Source organism: Calothrix anomala FACHB-343 (assembly GCF_014696435.1).
GTDB classification, from domain to species: Bacteria; Cyanobacteriota; Cyanobacteriia; order Cyanobacteriales; family Nostocaceae; genus Aulosira; species Aulosira anomala_A.
On sequence record NZ_JACJQG010000003.1, the window covers coordinates 173296 to 192373 of the forward strand.

Sequence of the window (19078 nt, forward strand, 5' to 3'; positions counted from 1 at the left end):
ACAAATTGTAGAGACGCGATTAATCGCGTCTTTAAACAAGCCAAGCACAATAAAACAGGAGGTTTTTTCATGGTGAAGAAAACAGCATTGATCGGTAGTATAGTTAGTTTTGGGATATTATTCGCAATTGCATCTAGTAAAGCAGTTGCGCAAACATCCCACGAAGCGCATTCATCGCCAACAATCCAAACCCAGCAATTTCAAAGAATTGAACAACCATTAGGAAATAAAATCGCCGTCACTCTTGGCGGATTGGGATTAATGGGCTTAGAAATTTGGTGGTTTTTGCTGAGTAAACCCAAATCTCAAAAAGCAGTTGCAACAAAAGAAAATATTCAAGAAGTAACCATTACTGTTGATGGCGGATACGATCCCAGTCGAATTGTAGTACAAGCAGGGAAACCAGTACGCCTGAAATTTACCCGCACAGATCCCAGCAGTTGTTTAGAACAAGTGATAATTCCCGACTTTCGCATCGCCGCAGATTTACCCCTAAATCAAGTCACAACAATAGAATTTACACCCGACACACCAGGCGAGTATGCTTTTAGTTGTGGAATGAATATGTTTCATGGTGCGATCGCAGTTCAAGCTGCAGAAAATAACTCAGAAAGAAACTTGGCGACAATTGCTAGTGTTGCTGACTTGCAAGAGCGAAAAGATTTTGCCGAAACTGATTCTTATTATTCGCGAAAAAGTACCTAAAAGTCGTATTTGGGTACCTAAAAGTCGTATTGGAGTACTTCAAAGTCGTATTTGAGTACCTCAAAGTCGTATTTGGGTACTTCAAAGTCGTATTTGAGTACCTAAAAGTCGTATTGGAGTACTTCAAAGTCGTATTTGAGTACCTCAAAGTCGTATTTGGGTACTTCAAAGTCGTATTTGGGTACTCCAGAGTCACCAAACACCTCGCGCCGTGGAAGCCCCTACATTCATGTATGGGGGTAAGGCGCAGGCGAATTTATTCGCTGTCAAAAAACTTGTGCTTCATGGGATAATCGGTGTATGTTGAAATAGGCAAAGACACTGTGCAACCCCACAGAAACGGCTTCGCTAGTAGACATAGAGGCTGTCGCGTAGCCTTGATAGGGTAAAAACGTATTGCTTGCCAAAGGGCAAAACAGTGTGTTTTTGGGGCGTGGGGGTGAGTACATCACGCCAGTTGCTTTAAGTCGGGAAACCCGCCCAACGCACTGGCTCCTCTGTTTAATCGTAACCGCGTCCTCGCTCGACACGTTCGGGAGATAGTGTTTCGGAACCTGAACAGGAACCAAGCCGCTATTTCTCAGGGCTACTAAAAGCCCCCGGATTTATCCGTGGGGAATGCGTTACAACTCAATATTTCTCAGGCTTTGTTTGTTTAGCCCCAGGCTGTGAGCTGAAGACGTTAACGTTCTTGACTCTCCATCCAACTGGAGAGTCTATCATACAATCGGTAATCATATCGCACTCAGGGTTTGGTAAGTATGTTAGCTCAAGCAGAAGCAAAGCAGATAGGTGTCGTTGCTAAAGAAAGCGGCGTACCGATTAAAACTATTCGCTATTATGAAGAACTTGGTTTACTCAAATCATCAGGAAGAACAGAAGGCGGATTTAGATTATTTAACGCTGATGTTTTAGAACGACTGCATTTTATTAAACGTGCCCAAAGCTTAGGATTAAGTTTATCCGAAATTAAAGAATTTTTAAACGTTCATGATAGCGGCGAATTACCTTGCGAACATATCAAGATGAGATTGGAAGATAAAGTAAAAGCTATTGATGAACAAATTCAGCAATTAATGATTTTGAGACAAGAATTATCAGGTTTGCTTTCCGGCTGGGAAATTAAACCAGATCAGCATCATTCCACTATTTGTCCCATTATTGAACATGAATAATCAAAGTTACCAAATAATATTAAGTAGAGTGGGCAATCCCCACCCTACTTTAATTTGAGAAATCAAATATGAGTTTTATCGATGAATTTCCTACTACATACCCTAACAAAGCCAAAGATGTCTCACCCTTACCAGATGCTGGAGAAATGAAAAATTAGCTATTTGCGATTTGATCGTTAATCCTTTCAATTGCTACTGTGGGAGAGTCTGGCGAAATAAATGTTCCAAATAACCGTTCCCCATGTTTAAAAGCAGTAATTACAGGAAAAGGTGGGAAGATACGTGGTGCAGGAATACTATAGTAAATTTCTGGATTTTCGCGATCGCTGCTGATAGCAAGTGTATATTTATCACCATAAGCCTTTTCAACTTCTGATTTGATGTTTGCTACTTGCTCTTGAAACATTCCATCATCGTACTCAGTGTAAAGCGATGGAAGCATCAGCAAAATTACAGTATTGTCAGAGTGCAACACTGTGCTGTAAAAATTGTCCCGATTAACTTTTACCCAATCAGCAGCCAGCGCTGGAGATGGCAAAAACATCAAGCTACTCACAAGCACAAGCAAAAACATTGAAATTAATCGCCGTCCGATTTTAGCAATATTTTTCATCATTGTTTCTCCATATATCGAACTTATCTTGTATAAGATAACACTGCAAATCTTAAAAACAAGGACATTTAAAAAACTTCAAGAAGTTCAGCAAACTTTAATAAATTCAATATATGAATTTACAACCCATGCACATGGTAAATTCATGATTATTGCCGTCAATTGAGAGATACAGCGAATTGCGAGTTGGTGAGGTACAGATAATCGTTGATTGTAGATTGGCACTGCCATGCCCCGAAGCGCATACCTCATGTACCTGAAATATGCTGTAATGCTATTTTATGCAGCAACTTTGACTAAGCTAGAATTGTCTTCTAGAACCTCAATGAAAATTTGAGTAAGTATTAATGGCTGCATTTTTTTGAGTTCGCTTAACACATTATTAGCCTCCTGAATATTAAATTTGTAATATTCAGTTAAGCTCCCAATGGGATAATTAAACTTTTGATAGCGGTGTTTGAAATATTTTTCTGCATTTCCTCGGTGTTCCCAAGTTCCGAGAACTTTGATATTCAATATTTCTGGGTAATGTTTAACTAAATCTAGTTTAATTTCTGCTACACGTTCTTGAATATGTCTTGTAGTAACTCCAATTTTAGAGAGAATTCCCCGATTGGTTTCAATCTCCAAAAAATAGAGTTTACAAGCTAAGACACGTTTAAGTTGAGCGCGGTACAGTCTTAAATCAGTGAGGCGATATGCTAAATCAGCAGCTTTTTTATGTTTAGCATGTTCAAAATCTAGCTCCAATTTCAGCAGTTTTTTTAGTAATAAAGGTTCCTGTAGTTCATTAAATTGAGTTAATTCTAGCGCTCCTACAGGAATTTTACCCAAATCGCTCAATTCATATTCAGGTGGTATTAAATATACATTTTTTCTCAACATTCCTGCTTTGAGCAACCCAGGCGTTACTAAGTAAGAACTTATGGGATAATTTTTAGCTCCGTACTCCTGCCACAACAATTTTAACTGTGCCAAATCTTTTCCTGATAGCTGAATGTTAAAATCGTCATACAGTGGCAGAGTAGGAAATTGCCTATTAGCTACAGGGCGACAAGTTTCTTGCTCGTGGGCGAAATGATGTTCTTTTACCTTGCCTTTTTTCGCAATTAAACTACCCTGGCAATAAGGGCACTTAAGTGAAGTCTTCCCTCTGGGGATATCTTCAATACATATCAATTTTTCCTCTATATCTACACCATATTTAAGCCACATTTTTACACCGTGATTGAAGCTGAAAGTTGCTCTTACCAGTGTGCTGCAACTTTTTTAAAATGTCTCTATCTTTGGGGAGAAAATTAGATAATATCAACATGTTCTAGAGGGCATGGCATTGCCATGCCCCTACAGTCTGTCGCATTGTTTTTTCAAATTGGTATAATATTAAATTAAAGAATGTTAGTAATACATCAAGTATTTTTTAGGATAAAAATGTTTTGACACTACGTAGCTGTGAAGTTATTTGTGTAAATTAGTATGATTAAGTTTAATTTAAATTAAATAAATTTGAGCGTAATTCAATACATATTGAAGTGTGAAGCCAAGCTGATACTTTTGTGCTGCTCAACACAGGAAGCTAGTACAACACGGCGTAAATAAAGCTACCATTTCAAACAGTCACAAGACTTGATGTATTAACCTTTTGACTGTTAACTGTTGACTGTTGACTGTTGACTGTTGACTGTTGACTGTTGACTGTTGACTTTAATTAGCTTTTCATCGGTTAACAGGATTTGCTATGCAGCAGCTTCATCTTGGTTTAGCACCTGCAACCATTCCACAATTGTTTGACGTTGAACAGCATTTACCTTGATACTTGCACAGCGTAGCGCGACTCTGGGGAAGATAGCGCGTAAATCGGCTAACATTTCCATTGTCTCGCAAGCTTCTAAGCAATCAGCTATGTAATCAATGGATTCTAGGGTGAGCCATTCGGGTGTCGCTTCTTTGTCGCAAATATGATACTTCATGATAGGTCAGATTAGGCGATCGCATTTTCTATTCCCCAAAAGGGGATAAATTTTCCCAATACAAGTTTAATTAGTATAACTTACTACTATATAATTTCTCACCAGCCAGTCTAGTCTTGAGTTTTCTTCAGCTATCTGCTGATGATGCTTTATTATAGCCCTCACTCCAGTCACCGAGCAGAAAAGAATAGTTAGTAATCAGCCAAGATGCTTTGTATCTCTGAAAATCTCTAATTTGAGAATATTAGTTATAGGTAATTAGAGCAATTTACATTCTGGTTTACCGAACCCTACAATTCGCGTAAACCGTAATATATTTTCCCGCATAATTGAGTTCGGTAATCATCATGAGTGCGGTGATAAAAACCGAATTTACACAAGTTTTCATCATGAATAATATAAGAATCAAAGCAACAAATTAAATCGTAACTCCAGTAAATAAACAATTAGAGGTTAGAAAAAATATGGCTATTTTACGCTACAACCCATTTGCTGAAATCGCTACAGTGCAAAGTCAAATTGATAAAATCTTTGAAGATTTACAAGCACAAACATTTAAGACTCCAGCAGCCGAATTGACGGAAACTGACGATGCCTTGTATCTCAGACTCGAACTACCTGGAGTAGCAGCAAAAGATGTAGATATTGAAGTAACTGAAAATGCTGTTAAAGTAGTAGCAGAAAGAAAACTTGAAAATCAAGAGCGGACTCGTTCTGAATTTTATTACGGTAAATTCCAGCGTGTAATTCCCCTCAAAGCGAGAATTCAAAATACCAATGTTACCGCAGATTATCAAGATGGTATTTTGACTTTGACATTACCCAAATCTGAGCAAGAAAAGAACAAAGTTGTCAAAGTTAATCTAGAACAACCGACTGCTTAGTTTGAAGCTTTTTCCTCCAATGGTTGATTGAGATAACTTAGAGCTTGGTAATAATATCACCAAGCTCTTTTATTTTGTATGACCGAAGAGGCGGAGGGGCAGGGGGACAAATGACCATTGACCATTGACAACTGACTGGAAAAGGCGGGGGGAACAAGCCCTTTCCCCTGGGTGAAGCGGAGCAGAACATGGGTACCAGCCCAGTTCATAAAGAGCGCTTATATGGGGCGGAGTCCAAGCTCCGCCCCGGTCTTCCCCCTTGCCCCCTGCCCCCTGCCCCCTGCCCCTTTTCCTCTTCTTGACCACCCAATTTAATTGCTTGTGGTTTCTAGCCGTTGTAGGGAAATTCTGGCGGCTTCGGCAACGTGGGGATGGCTATCTTTTTCGAGGTATTTTAAGGCGGAGAGACTCTTGGGTGTGGGCAGATTACCTAAGGCTTCGGCAAGGCGTTGCCTTACTAGCCAATCTTCGGCTTGGGCAAAGCGCAGAATGAGATCTACGGATTCGATGTCTTTAATTTCTCCTAAAGCTGCGATCGCAGCTTGTTGGATGATCACTTCTTTACTATCTAGCGCTTCAATTAAAATCGCATGGGCGCGGGGATCTTGAATATTGCCTAGAGAAACTGCTGCACTAAAGCGGACTAGCCAATCAGTATTTTCATAAAACGCCCGTGATAGCACTTCAAAGGCTCTCGGATCGCCTAAATATCCTAAAGCTCCAGCAGCATCGGCTCTGATGCCATAATCTGGGTCAGTTTCTAGAATTTTGACTAAAAGCGGGTAACTTTCTGGTGTTTGTTTCACGCCCAAGGCGAAAATAGCCATTGAACGCAGTTGCAGAGAGTCGTCATTCAACACCTTTTTAATTAAAGGTACGGCATCTTCAGAAGGAACATCGCGGAGATTAGCCAAAGCCACCATGCGATCGCGTAAATTTGCACTTTCTAACTGAGCAGAAATTTCTTCTAAGGTTAAAGCTGCCATTTTTATCACTTTCTTTACTTATCTTTACTTTATAAAATTTTTTCTCATAAAGAGAACCTCATTCTAGGGCGGTTAACCAGATAAGGTTTAGTAGGGCATGGGGCATTGGGCATTGGGCATTCTTCCCCCTTGTCTCCCTTGTCCTCCTTGTCCCCCTTGTCCCCTAGCTCCTCAACTACTACCCACCTAATACCCAATGTCTTACTTGTTGCCGATGACAACTAGAACTGAAAATTGATGCAATAAGTCTAGTTTTGACCAGCAGTACTCATGACAAACCGCGTTTTGATTCTTGGAGGTAGGGGAAGGATTGGTAGCAGTGTTGCTCAGGATCTAGCCACCCACACTCAGGCAGAAATCACAATTACTGGACGTTCCCCTGTGGCTGAGGGGGATTATGCTAAGTGGCTAAGTAGCAAAAATAACTGGAATTTAGGCACAAATGTACAGTTTTTATTGTTGGACTTGGCGGAAGTTGATAAGCTGCGAGAAGCGATCGCTAATTCCGATTTAATCATTCACTGTGCCGGGCCTTTTCACTACCGCGATACGAATGTTCTCCAAATTTGTATTGAACAAGGCGTTAACTATTTAGATGTTAGCGATCACCGTTCTTATACGAGTAAGGCTTTAGAGTATAACGAAAAGGCTGTGGCTGCTAATGTCACAGCAATTATTAATACGGGGATTTTTCCGGGTATTTCTAACAGCATGGTGCGGCAATGTGTTGAGCAATTCGACAAACCAGAAAAAATCCATCTTAGTTATTTAGTTTCTGGTTCTGGTGGTGCTGGCATTACAGTTATGCGCACAACTTTTTTAGGATTACAACATAGTTTTGAAGCTTGGATAAATGGTAATTGGCAATTAGTAAAACCCTACAGTGACCGAGAAATTATTAATTTTCCCGCTCCCTATGGACGTAGTGGAGTTTATTGGTTTGATATGCCAGAAACTTTCACAATGCCTCATTCTTTTCCTTCAGTGAAAACTGTAATTACAAAATTTGGTTCAATACCCGATTTTTATAATCACCTAACTTGGATAGCTGCCCATATCTTTCCTAAATGGTTAATGCAACGTCGCAGCACGATTGAATTTCTATCTCATGTCAGTCATTTTATGACGGATGTTACTAATCCTTTTACGGGAATTGGGGTAGCAGTACGCGCAGAAGTTACCGGAATGAAAGATGGTAAAACAGGTATTTATTGTGCAAATTTAGTTTATGCAAATACCGCGTTAGCTTCTGGTTGTGGTACAGGTAGCATTGCGCAATTACTACTCGAAGGTAAACTGCAAAAACCTGGCGTTTTACCTGTAGAAGAGGCATTAACGACAGATTTATTTATACAAACAATGGCAAGCAGAGGCATTGAAATTAATCATAATTGGCTAGAAAATTAGAATAAATCTTTCTAAGGGGGATTTAGGGGGATCTGAAAGGTTTTGCTACCCGCGACAGAACTTTTAAAACATCCTCTAAGGTTTGATGGTGAAGACTTAGGGAATTACAAAAAATCAATTATCCCAAATTGTAGGGGCGGGGAAACCCCGCCCCTACGAGGATTTGCTGGCGAATTAGGGGTAAGACTCCTCGCTTATCCCGCAATCCCGCCGTCACCCTCAAGGGTGCGGCTAATTGAACAAAGCCCACGCAGGTGGGCTTTGTAGCGTGAGCCCCAGGCTTTGAGCCTGCGGGCGATATATCGGGTAAGCGAGAGAACAATGTAGATCGCTATTGAGAAATCATACTCACCATTCGCCAAGGGTGTCTGAAAGTTGCATAACCTCACCCTGCTTAGAGCTATGTAAGAGTAAGCCATCAAATAACGGGGGTATTGTGGTTAATATATGCCAAAACTTAGCCAAATTCATCAAATCTTTAGCATTTTTACCCAGCTAAAAAGCATAACTTAATTACTGACAGATGTTTTAAGTCAATAGACCACGCAGTAGGGGCACGGCATCAGCCAGATTATGATATGTACCAGAAAATTGTCGGTGCCGTGCCCCTACGAAAGGCTCTGTGGTTCAATTATCACCGAAACTGCTGTAATCCTCATCCAGCCATAACTTCATCCTTTAATATGCGTTTTCACAAAATTGCTCTAAGTTTCCTCGCCCTAGTTATTGCCACAGCTTCCACACCGATAAATTTCAACCTTTCAGGAACGCCGGGAGAATTACGAGTACTGGCGCAAACACCACAAGCTAGGAAAGCCGAAGCTGATAGACTGTTTAAGCAAGGTATTCAGCAGTTTGATACCAGTCAATTTGAAGCAGCATTGCAATCTTGGCAACAAGCACTGATTATTTACCGAGAAATCAAAGACCGTAAAGGCGAGAGTTGGATACTTGGTAGTTTCGGTCTTGCTTACTATGCAATGGGAGACTACCCAAAAGCCATTGATTACTATCAGCAGAGTTTAGCGATCAGTCGTGAAATTAAAGACAGATTAAGCGAGGGAACGGCGCTGGGTAATCTCGGTCTTGCTTACTATGCATTGGGAGACTACAATAAAACCATTGAGTATCACCAGCAACATTTAGCGATCGCCCGTGAAACTAAACATAGATTAGGCGAGGGAAACGCCCTGGGTAACCTCGGTATTGCCTACCTTAACTTGGGAGACTACCCAAAAGCGATTGAGTACTTCCAACAGAAATTAGCGATCACCCATGAAATTAAAGATCGCAGGGGCGAAGGTGGGGCGCTGGGTAATCTCGGTCTTGCCTACTTTGAGTTGGGAGACTACCCAAAAGCGATTGAGTACCACCAGCAGAGTTTAGCAATTCTCCGCGAAATTAAAGACAGATTAGACGAGGGAATCGCCCTGGGTAATCTCGGTCTTGCCTACTATGCATTGGCAGACTACCCAAAAGCCATTGAGTACCTCCAGCAGAGTTTAGCGATCGCCAAAGAAATTAAAGATAGACTAGGCGAGGGAACGGCGCTGGGTAATCTCGGTCTTGCTTACCATGCATTGGCAGACTACCCAAAAGCGATTGAGTACCACCAGCAGAGATTAGCGATCGCCAAAGAAATTAAAGATAGATTAGGCGAGGGAATCTCTTTAAACAATCTAGGACTTGCTTTCTACAAACAAGGTAATCTTCCCATAGCAGAGAAAACCTTGTATGAGGGAATTAATGTGTTGGAATCTCTGCGAGATAAAAAGTTAGCTGATACCAATAAAGTCTTATTTTTTGACACCCAAAGCCGCACCTATAGAATTTTACAACAAGTCCTCATCGCCCAAAATAAAACTGATGCTGCTTTAGAAATAGCCGAACGTGGTCGTGCTAGGGCGTTTGTTGAGTTGTTAGCATCTCGTGTATCTACTAATAATAAACAGGGGGATAAATCACCGCTAGCACCGACAATTGCCCAGATTAAACAAATCGCCAAACAGCAAAATGCTACTCTCGTGCAATATTCTATTATTTATGATGATTTCAAAGTAGCTGGTAAACAACAAGCTAAAGAATCAGACCTCTATATCTGGGTTATTAAACCGAATGGGGAAGTCACATTCCGCAAAGCTGACCTCAAACCCCTGTGGCAAAAAGATAATACAACTTTAGAAGAATTAGTTTTTAACACCCGTGATTCTTTGGGTGTAGTTGATGACGACAGGAGTATTTTTGAATCACAATTCAATAACCCTAATAATGAAAAAGCCCAACGAGAAAACTTACAAAAACTCCATCAACTATTAATTAAACCCATAGCTGACTTATTACCAACCAACCCCAATCAACCTGTAACTTTTGTTCCGCAAAGTAGTTTATTTCTTGTTCCTTTTCCTGCACTGATGGATGAACAAGGTAAACCAATAATTGAAAAACACACTATTCTTACCGCCCCAGCAATTCAGGTGTTAGACTTTACGCATCAATTAGGCGCAGGGAGACAGACTAATTATAATAACGCCTTGATTGTCGGTAATCCTACCATGCCTTTTGTGTCTACAAAACCAGGCAAACCTGCAACAAAGTTAAAGCCACTCCCAGGGGCGGAACTAGAAGCAAAAACAATTGCTCAGATGTTAAAAACTCAGCCGATTTTGGGTAAAGAGGCGACGAAAGCAAATATATTGCAACGCTTATCTTTATTCGATGTAATTCACCTAGCTACTCACGGTTGGGCGGATGATAACCGGGGTTTGGGTAGCTGGATTGCTTTTGCACCATCGGGTAAAGATGATGGGTTACTCAAGGCTGAGGAAATTTTAGATTTAAAATTAAAAGCGCAATTAGTGGTTTTAAGTGCTTGTGAAACGGGGAAAGGTAAACTTTCCGGTGATGGGGTGATTGGGTTGTCGCGTTCGTTGATTTCTGCGGGGGTTCCTAGCGTGTTGGTGTCGTTGTGGCAAGTACCGGATGCAGCGACACAATATTTAATGGTGGAGTTTTATAAAAGTTTGCAAACTCAGCCGGATAAGGCGTTGGCGTTGCGTCAGGCGATGTTGAAGACTAAGGAGAAGTTTCCAAACCCTGTGAATTGGGCGGCGTTTACATTGATTGGGGAAAGATAATTCGTCATTTGTCATTATTTAGGGAATCTCTAGTATCGATAGATTTTTTGTGAGGATACGGGGTTTTGCTGTGTCCTGACAATATATTCTAGAGGGCATGGCAGTGCCAGTGCCCCTACAATCTGTTTTTTTTGCTGAAAATGTGCCAGCTTTATCATTTACACATATTGAGGACTGATTTTTAAATTTTGTGTAAACAAAAAAGGCGATCGCTTTCTCGTTTATCTCAATCAAATACTCATTTTTCTGTTTTAAGTAAGCAAAAAGCCATTTTACCTTCTCATTAAGCCTTAACGAGTTCTAATTATTGTGTTTTCCGCAAGTAAAATACTATTTCACCTACTCAAAAAGCCATAACGCTTACTCGTTTCGGTAAATCGCGCACTCCTAAAGGTGTTTTCCGCAAGTGAAAAGCCATATTGGTTACTCATTTTGGTGTTTTCCGCAAGTAAAAAGGTATATTACTGGCGCAAAAATGGCAATGTATGACAAGAAGCAGGTGTGTAGCTAGGCTTTATTGTTTTTGGCGATGCCGAAGGCGAGCTACGCCTACGCATTTTTTCTCAAAACAAATTGGGTAATTGAATATAGACACCTAAAAGGTAGTGATACCAATTCAAATACCTGAAATAGGTGTAATATTCTCTTTCCTCCCCCTGCTCCCTGCTCCCTGCCCCCCTGCTTCTTACCCTCTTTCCTGCAAAAACGCCTCAAATGTCAATCTATCAGGTAACGAAGTTTGCGCGCCTGGTTTTGTTGCAGCTAAAGCACCCGCAGCTGCACCCCACATAACCGCCTGATGTAAAGATAATCCTTCATAAAGTGCGGCGGCTAAACCACCATTAAAAGCATCGCCCGCCGCAACCGTATCTACAACTTGAATGGGAAACACGGGTACAAAAAAACTTTCTTCAGCCGTGGCGCAGAAAACACCTTTTGCACCAAGTTTGACGATCGCACATTTCACACCCCGTTGTAATAAAATCGCCGCAGCTTGTTTTGCTGATTCTTCATTACTTACTGGAAACCCTACCAATTGACCCGCTTCTACTTCATTGGGTGTAATGATATCTACTAGTGGATAAAGTTCATCTGGCACATGAGATTGCGCTGGTGCAGGATCGAGAATCACTTTTACCCCTGCTTGATGGGCTGCTTTCGCCGCCGCTACCACAGCTGCAATGGGAATTTCAAATTGTAAAAGTAAGGCGGTGCTATTTGGTAATAAATCAGATAATCGTTCTACATCTTCGTGATTTACACGCCCATTGGCACCAGGAACAATAATAATTTGATTTTCACCTTTGTCATCAACAGCAATCAGCGCCACTCCCGAACTGACATTATCGTCAATAGAAACATTGCTAGTATCTACACCAGAATTTTCCAAATTGTAGAGTAATTCTGACGCAAAACTGTCTGTACCTACGCGCCCTACCATATAAGTAGGAACTTGTAAACGTGCCAATGCAACGGCTTGATTTGCGCCTTTACCTCCGGGAACTTGCACAAAGTTATGTCCTAATAATGTTTCTCCCGCCATTGGTAATTGGGGAACTGTGGCGACTAAATCTATATTAATGCTGCCAAAAACAATAATACTCATGATAAGTAATTCGGCGTAATTAAATATAACTAGAGACGCGATTCATCGCGTCTGTACAAGATGTCTTCCCTTGTTCCCTTCAAGAAATTAAAGTTTCCATTGCCGCGCCGACTACGCGATGATCGGTATCTTGTCTGAGTTCTGCAAGAGCTGATTTGGCTTCAGGGTTATTAAAGTGCTTGAGGGCATAAGCAACTCGCACTCGGATATATTCAGATGCAGAATTTTTCAGAATTAGAAGTTGAGATAAAGCGGCTGCAGACTGGCGGGAATTTGCTAACCACCCCAAAGCATCAACAGATGCTTCCTGAACTGCTGCATCGTCGCCGTCTAAGCCCAAAAGACAAACTTCTAGAACTTCTTCCGGGCAATCCATTTCTACTAAGGCTGCTAAAATACTACGACGTACTAACCAGTGATCGTCTCGCAAAAATGTTTGCACCAAATGAGAGGCAGAAACTTTGCCAAATAAGGATAGGGAATTACAGGCTTCGGCGCGGACGTTGGGCGTGTTATCAAATTTGATCATTTGTAACAGGGCGGCAAAGGATTCTGAGGTTTTTTGCTTACCTAATTCCCTAGCTACAAAGGTGCGTACCAAAAATTCTGGATCTTGAATGTGGCGGCTAAGTAAAGGAACAGCGACATCAGCCGGATAATCTTGCAGGGCGGAAATTGCCTTCAGGCGATATTGAAAATCTGGGTTTTGCAGATCGGTTTCGATTTGACTGAGATCCATAAAATTGATGATAATTTGCACTCTTAAATTAAGTTACAGCTCTTCAGGAATGGGAAAGCGTTCTCCTTTGAGGTAAGCATTAAAGTGCTGCTTAAAGTACAGTGTACTGGTCATATTTGCTTCGTCACTGCGATCGGGTGTAAATTCATAGATGGGCACTTGTTCGCGAATTAGTTTAATCAAGTTGGGATGGAGTTGTTCAAAGAATTCTACCCTAGTTGTTGTCGTCTCAAATCTTAAGCGTGCTGGATGACCGTAGCCTAGTTTCATCCAGGGTAACCAGGGACAGTCTCGCGCCCAAGTTGCAGTAGCACTGAATAGTAGTCTGGCAACCCAACTTTAAGGGGTAAAGAAACGAACCACGAAGACGCGAAGCACTCAAAGAAAGAGGAAAAGAAAGAACTAGAAAATTTGATGCACCCAGCAAAGTTAACTTGTCAGAGTACTAGGTTAATTGTTAACTGATTCAACTAGACGATTTAAGTATCTTTCAATTAACAGAATGGCAACTATGTCATCTATCGGTCGCGGTGGTTGTCGCATACCCTGCGGTAATAGTTTGGTTAGTCCTTTGGGGGGGTACATTTGCCAATAGCGATCGCGTGCTTCTAAAGTAGAGTAACGTTCATCGACTAAAGCAATATTCAATGGTTCGGCTAATTCTTGATTCAGCCGCTTTTTCCATTGCTTGGCTGTAGTTTGGTCGCCCATCACCATTAAGGATACAGCAAACCTCTGACGTAGTTTTTCAATAGTCGCGATCGCTTCATTTGCAGGTACCACCTCATGATAATGAAGTTGTCTATCTATACCGATGACTGCTAACCCACATTTATCGCGACCGGGATCGAAGCCTAAAATTACTGCTTCTGTCGGTGATGATTCACGGAGATTCATAAGTATTTCCAATTCAAAATTCAAAATTCAAAATTCAAAATTAAGAAATTTAGACATATTCAGCAAGAATAGAGCTTATATTCTGCTTCCTGCTTTTCTCAAACTTGTATAATTTTTAATTCCTAATTTAATTATTGACTATAAGACTCATATTTGATTTGGAGAAAAAAACTCAGTACACTTTTATTCCTTCTTACCTGTTCCCTGTTCCCTGTTCCCTGTTCCCCGAATCAAAGCGGATTCCTACTATTTTTTTAAGTACTAAAAATAACTTGTCCGTTAAATATAGCTATTAGTTTTACTCTCAATGGCCCGGCGGTAAAAGTGTCCTCAGCTGCGATCGCTTTAATTTCTAATGCTTGCTCAAATTGTCTTAATTGGGCGACAAACCGCAAAAAAGTACCATCTATTTGTACCGTTTCGACGATCCCCGCATTCCGGGCGCGAAATTGGGACGCAGAAATCAGTAAATCCAGCCTCTGTCTTAACTGATAAGATGTCATGGTTTTGGGATCGGCGGTAGTCGTCGCTAGTACCTGTCCCTGAGAAAAGACGAGTTGATTTTTGGCTGTATCCGTAAAGAATTCTATCTGCTTTTCGCCTCTGACGTAGTTACCAGCAGAGAAAATGCGCACAACATATTCTCGCCCATCCTCAATTTGTTTCACTAATTGTTCAATTCTATCTTGGGTAACCTGTAAAATTTGTTCGTTACTGGCTGTAATTGTCCCTGGTTCGGCTAATTCCTGCAAAGCATTCTGATTAGCGTCTGTTAATAGTTGAGTTATCGCCTGACGCGCCGCCGCAGGCTTTTGAACTTGAATTACCGCCGCCGCTAAAACTTGACCCCGCACCAAGGCTAATTTACCTAAGCGCAGGTCGCGGTAAGATTGATAATATTTTTCTAGTCTGGCGACTTCTTGCTCTAGATAGTTTTGTTGCTTTTCCAATTCCTTGAGCCGTGATTCTCGCATGGTAATCACTTGTTCCCGCGCGGCTACTTCCCGATTGCGCTTTTGAATTAGTTGATCCAGTTGGGAGATTTTTTGATCTCGCTGTTCAATGGCTTCTTGGCGATTGGCTAATTCGCGATCGCGGTTTTCAATGGCGGTTTTGGCTTCATCAATGGCTTTTTTAGCTTCAGCGTACAGCCTTTGGCGTTCTATCTTGCGTTGTTCAATTTCTGCCAGTAAACTCTTTTTCTCGTCATAAACGCTTTGCAATTCGCTGATTGCTTTTTGATATTGAGCGACAACTTGACCTAATTGATTTTGAGTCCGTTGCAATTGATTTTGCGTTTGGGCTTGTTGAGTCAAAGTGCGGTTGAGTTGGGCTTGAGTCGCCTGTTGTTTGGCGTTTGCCGCTTGTAAGGACTGATTAATTGCTTGTAAGTCTTTTTGCGCCTGTGTTTGTTCAATTCTTGCTTGGTTTAACTCCCCCTCTACTTGACTTTTTTGCGTTTCTGCGGTTTTTAATTGTTCGCGTTTATTTCTTAAGTCGTTTTGAATATCTTCTAACTCAAAGACCCCTTTGCGCAATCCTTCATCCGCAGCAAATAAAATTGCTAAAGTTGAGGCGGAAATTAAAGTGCCAGTAAAAATGGTCACTAGTACCGCCGTATTTTTGGGACGTAGCTTAAACAGAGAGAGGCGTGCTTTGCCAACTCTGGTACCAATGCGATCGCCCAAAGTGGCAAGCATACCCCCCAAGAATAAAATTGCTGCAATGAGGATGTACCCGGTGGTCATCTTCAGCTACCGAAATGCTTCCAGATACAGCCTACTACTTTCAAACATTTTTTGTGGGGAATTAGAGATTGACAATCACTGAATTTACTGGCTTGGCTTATCATTTGTTAGTTGTTTTTGGTCTAATTTGATGCGCCACCCTCAAGGAGAGTAGCCCTGCGGTCATTTTGCATTCCACAAAAAAGCAAGTGGCGTGGCGCGATAGAGATAAGCTAATGCGCGTCTAAATTGCATAACTACTGATCGGGGCTGTTAACTGTCAACGGTCAACAGTCAACAGCCTTGACGATGGATTGTGCAACTTAAAAGCAGAATAGCTGAATGTGCAACTAACTGCTGACAATATCAAGGGTTGTGTTGGTAATGGAGTATTTTATCAATTTTGGGAGCGAACTCTAGGATTGGTGTTACCCCAAAAAACACAACACTTGTCATCTCTACTTATCCCAATTGCTTTTAAGTGAATTGTCTACTTAAAGTCACCGGTTTATGCACAGTAATCTTTTTCTTGTGGATTGAAATCATCTTTTTCTCACGTAAATCTCCAAGTAACCGAGTGACGGTAACGCGAGTAGAACCAATTGCTTCCGCGATCGCCTGATGAGATAACTTCAGATCAATTGTGATCCCATCAGCACAAGGAACGCCAAAATCTCGACAGAGAATTAATAAAAAACTTACTAACCTTGAACCCATATCTCGGTGTGCAAGAGTTTCAATCATCATCTCTGTTTGTAAAATTCGCGAAGACAGACCTCGCAGCATTAACATTGATAATTCTGGATTTTCCTTGAGTGCTTGCTCTACCTGTTCAATTGGCGCTGACAGTAATTCTACAGGCGTAAATGCAACGGCATGGTAAAATCTATCCGACTTGTTTCCCGTCAGTAATGACAGCACGCCAAAAACACTATTTTCCCGCAGCAATGCTACTGTTATTTCCTCTCCTGCTTCATACACCCTAGAAAGCTTCACTGCACCTTTTAATAGAAAATAAACTCGTTCAGCAGGATCGCCAGGAAAAAAGATCGTTTTATTGCGTTCAAACGTTTCGACAACCGGAGGAAACGCTCCAGTTGCCATCTGACGAAAAACATTTGCTAGGGCTTTATCTTGTGTCACGATCATCTCCCTTCCCCTACCCAATGCCGGAAAAACAAAAACTGATTACCTAAGAATACACCTGAAAAATCAATAAAGCACCGTCAACCTTTTTGTACTTTCCTATACTCCAAATCCTTATTTCCTAGCTATTTGTTTATAATGATACATAATTATTGATATTTTTAGCGAGAACTTTTTGAAAAGCCCCTTGTAATAGCTTAATTTAAAAGGTTTATTAAAGGCGAAATCAAGATATCTTGAGAATTTATTAAGAAATAAACAATCATTTTATAACTATTAAACACTCGTACTAATAATCATTTTCACAAATCCTCTGTAAAACCAAGTCAAAGTAACCTCAGATTCTAGTATGCTCTAGCATGATTGTTTACTTTAAAAAAGTTATATGCTGGATCTGACTGGAAAAAACGCTCTGGTTACAGGTATTGCCAACAACCGCTCAATTGCCTGGGGAATCGCTCAACAACTGCACAAAGCAGGCGCAAACTTAGGTATTACCTATTTACCAGATGAGCGCGGCAAGATGGAGAAAAAAGTTGCCGATTTGGTAGAACCTCTCAACCCCAGCTTATTTTTGCCATGTGATGTCCAAAACGACGAACAGATTCAGTCTACCTTTGAAACTATCCGCAGTCAGTGGGGAAAACTAGACATTTTAATTCATTGTCTGGCTTTTGCCAATAAAGACGATTTAAGCGGAGATTTTAGCCAAACATCGCGGGCAGGCTTCAACACAGCATTGCAAGTTAGTACTTACTCCCTCGTACAATTAAGTGGTGCAGCCAAGCCCTTAATGACCGAAGGTGGAAGCATCCTCACACTCTCATATTTAGGTAGCGTCAGGGCAGTGCCTAACTATAACGTGATGGGCGTTGCCAAAGCCGGTTTAGAAGCCAGCGTGCGTTACCTAGCAACGGAACTCGGCCCGCAAAATATTCGCGTCAATGCTATTTCTGCTGGCCCCATCCGCACCTTAGCCTCTAGTGCTGTAGGCGGCATTTTAGATATGATTCATCATGTAGAGCAAGTTGCCCCCCTACGACGTACAGTCACCCAAGTAGAAGTAGGAAATACTGCAGCCTTCCTTTGCAGCGATTTGTCTAGCGGCATTACCGGACAAGTCATATATGTCGATGCCGGATATGAAATTATGGGAATGTAGTTAGTTTTGGGCATGGGGCATGGGGCATTGGGCATTGGGCATTGGGCAGAGACGCGATTAATCGCGTCTGTACAATTGTCAATTGTCTCCTTTATCCTCCTTGTCTCCCTTGTCCTCCATATCCCCTATTAGTTATGCAAATCAGCGATACTTCCAGTCAGGACTTTGTCCAACGCCAAGTTAATATTTCTCAATACGAACAATCTCTTACCAGTCCCAGAATTGCCTCGGTTCATCGCACTACAGGCGAAACCGATGTGCAAGTTACGGTTAACCTCGATGGTACAGGAATCTGTAAGGCAGCAACGGGTATTCCCTTTTTAGATCACATGCTGCATCAAATTGCTTCCCACGGTTTAATTGACTTAGATGTCCAAGCCAAGGGAGACTGGGAAATTGACGATCACCACACCAACGAAGATGTGGGTATTACCTTAGGGCAAGCCTTGAGTAAAGCACTAGGCGATCGCAAAGGCATTATCCGCTTTGGTAATTTCCTCGCCCCATTGGATGAAGCTTTAGTACAGGTAGCATTGGATTTTTCTGGCAGACCTCATCTAAGTTATGGTCTACAGATTCCTACGGAGCGAGTGGGAACCTATGATACCCAACTAGTACGGGAATTTTTTGTTGCCCTAGTCAACCACAGCCAATTGACACTACATATTCGTCAACTAGATGGCATTAATTCCCATCACATTATTGAAGCCACATTCAAAGCTTTTGCCAGAGCCATGCGCATCGCCGTAGAAATCGATCCCCGGCGTGGGGGGATGATTCCCAGTTCTAAAGGCGTGTTGTGAATTAGGGGGATGGGGGAGGCATGAATTGCTTTTGACTGTTGACTGTTGACTGTTGACTGTTGACTGTTGACCGATGCCCCATGCCCAATGCCCCATGCCCCATGTTATTTCTTGCTCCCCAATG

16 protein-coding genes and 1 pseudogene are annotated in these 19078 nt (G+C 41.5%); 7 read left to right on the forward strand and 10 right to left on the reverse strand.

The annotated features are described in order from the left end of the window. Positions 1–69: 69 nt before the first annotated feature. Complete coding sequence (locus H6G08_RS02555) at positions 70–705, forward strand: cupredoxin domain-containing protein (protein ID WP_190538724.1); 636 nt, start codon at positions 70–72, stop codon at positions 703–705. 761 nt (positions 706–1466) lie between these two features. Continuing rightward, on the forward strand, positions 1467–1880 hold the full coding sequence (locus H6G08_RS02560; RefSeq protein WP_190538725.1) for a heavy metal-responsive transcriptional regulator: 414 nt from the start codon (positions 1467–1469) through the stop codon (positions 1878–1880). A 154-nt stretch (positions 1881–2034) separates the two neighbouring features. On the opposite strand, the gene H6G08_RS02565 is transcribed toward H6G08_RS02560, so the two are convergent. The 3 genes from H6G08_RS02565 to H6G08_RS02575 all read right to left on the reverse strand — a co-directional run bounded on the left by H6G08_RS02565 (position 2035) and on the right by H6G08_RS02575 (position 4463). Next, entirely contained in the window at positions 2035–2496 is a 462-nt protein-coding gene (locus H6G08_RS02565; RefSeq protein WP_199322325.1) for a hypothetical protein, read from the reverse strand. Positions 2497–2772: 276 nt separating this feature from the next. Then, positions 2773–3708, reverse strand: a complete 936-nt coding sequence (locus H6G08_RS02570) for a competence protein CoiA family protein (RefSeq protein WP_190538726.1) — start codon at positions 3706–3708, stop codon at positions 2773–2775. Positions 3709–4229: 521 nt separating this feature from the next. Then, on the reverse strand, positions 4230–4463 hold the full coding sequence (locus H6G08_RS02575; protein WP_190538727.1) for a hypothetical protein: 234 nt from the start codon (positions 4461–4463) through the stop codon (positions 4230–4232). A gap of 464 nt (positions 4464–4927) precedes the next feature. Here H6G08_RS02575 and H6G08_RS02580 point away from each other — a divergent pair, with 464 nt between their 5' ends. Next, positions 4928–5347 carry an Hsp20/alpha crystallin family protein gene (locus H6G08_RS02580; protein ID WP_190538728.1) on the forward strand — a complete coding sequence of 140 codons (420 nt, stop codon included), beginning with the start codon at positions 4928–4930 and terminating at the stop codon, positions 5345–5347. Positions 5348–5658: 311 nt separating this feature from the next. Here the strand turns inward: H6G08_RS02580 and H6G08_RS02585 are convergent, their stop codons facing one another. Continuing rightward, a complete protein-coding gene (locus tag H6G08_RS02585) occupies positions 5659–6333 on the reverse strand; it encodes a HEAT repeat domain-containing protein (protein WP_190538729.1) in 675 nt (224 codons plus the stop codon). Between the two features lie 270 nt (positions 6334–6603). Here H6G08_RS02585 and H6G08_RS02590 point away from each other — a divergent pair, with 270 nt between their 5' ends. Beyond that, positions 6604–7740: a saccharopine dehydrogenase family protein gene (locus tag H6G08_RS02590; RefSeq protein WP_190538730.1), complete on the forward strand. Its 1137-nt coding sequence runs from the start codon at positions 6604–6606 to the stop codon at positions 7738–7740. A 683-nt stretch (positions 7741–8423) separates the two neighbouring features. After that, complete coding sequence (locus H6G08_RS02595; RefSeq protein WP_190538731.1) at positions 8424–10874, forward strand: CHAT domain-containing protein; 2451 nt, start codon at positions 8424–8426, stop codon at positions 10872–10874. Positions 10875–11559: 685 nt separating this feature from the next. Here H6G08_RS02595 and rbsK read toward each other — a convergent pair. The 6 genes and pseudogenes from rbsK to ntcA all read right to left on the reverse strand — a co-directional run bounded on the left by rbsK (position 11560) and on the right by ntcA (position 16992). Continuing rightward, entirely contained in the window at positions 11560–12480 is a 921-nt protein-coding gene (gene rbsK / locus H6G08_RS02600) for a ribokinase (RefSeq protein ID WP_190538732.1), read from the reverse strand. A 79-nt stretch (positions 12481–12559) separates the two neighbouring features. After that, complete coding sequence (locus tag H6G08_RS02605; RefSeq protein WP_190538733.1) at positions 12560–13219, reverse strand: HEAT repeat domain-containing protein; 660 nt, start codon at positions 13217–13219, stop codon at positions 12560–12562. A 33-nt stretch (positions 13220–13252) separates the two neighbouring features. Next, positions 13253–13519 (reverse strand): annotated as a pseudogene (locus H6G08_RS02610) (DUF1838 family protein); the annotation flags it as partial. A gap of 150 nt (positions 13520–13669) precedes the next feature. Continuing rightward, a complete protein-coding gene (locus tag H6G08_RS02615; protein ID WP_190538735.1) occupies positions 13670–14116 on the reverse strand; it encodes a pre-16S rRNA-processing nuclease YqgF in 447 nt (148 codons plus the stop codon). Between the two features lie 254 nt (positions 14117–14370). Beyond that, the gene (locus H6G08_RS02620; protein ID WP_190538736.1) at positions 14371–15864 is read right to left on the reverse strand and encodes a DUF3084 family protein; all 1494 of its coding nucleotides are present in this window, start codon (positions 15862–15864) and stop codon (positions 14371–14373) included. A 456-nt stretch (positions 15865–16320) separates the two neighbouring features. Further along, positions 16321–16992, reverse strand: coding sequence for a global nitrogen regulator NtcA (gene ntcA / locus H6G08_RS02625; RefSeq protein ID WP_010998529.1), 672 nt, complete (start codon positions 16990–16992; stop codon positions 16321–16323). 382 nt (positions 16993–17374) lie between these two features. Here ntcA and fabI point away from each other — a divergent pair, with 382 nt between their 5' ends. Together fabI and hisB are read left to right on the forward strand one after the other, a co-directional pair. Beyond that, positions 17375–18151, forward strand: coding sequence for an enoyl-ACP reductase FabI (gene fabI / locus H6G08_RS02630; RefSeq protein WP_190538737.1), 777 nt, complete (start codon positions 17375–17377; stop codon positions 18149–18151). Between the two features lie 134 nt (positions 18152–18285). Then, positions 18286–18954 carry an imidazoleglycerol-phosphate dehydratase HisB gene (gene hisB, locus H6G08_RS02635; RefSeq protein ID WP_190538738.1) on the forward strand — a complete coding sequence of 223 codons (669 nt, stop codon included), beginning with the start codon at positions 18286–18288 and terminating at the stop codon, positions 18952–18954. The last annotated feature ends 124 nt before the right edge of the window (positions 18955–19078 follow it).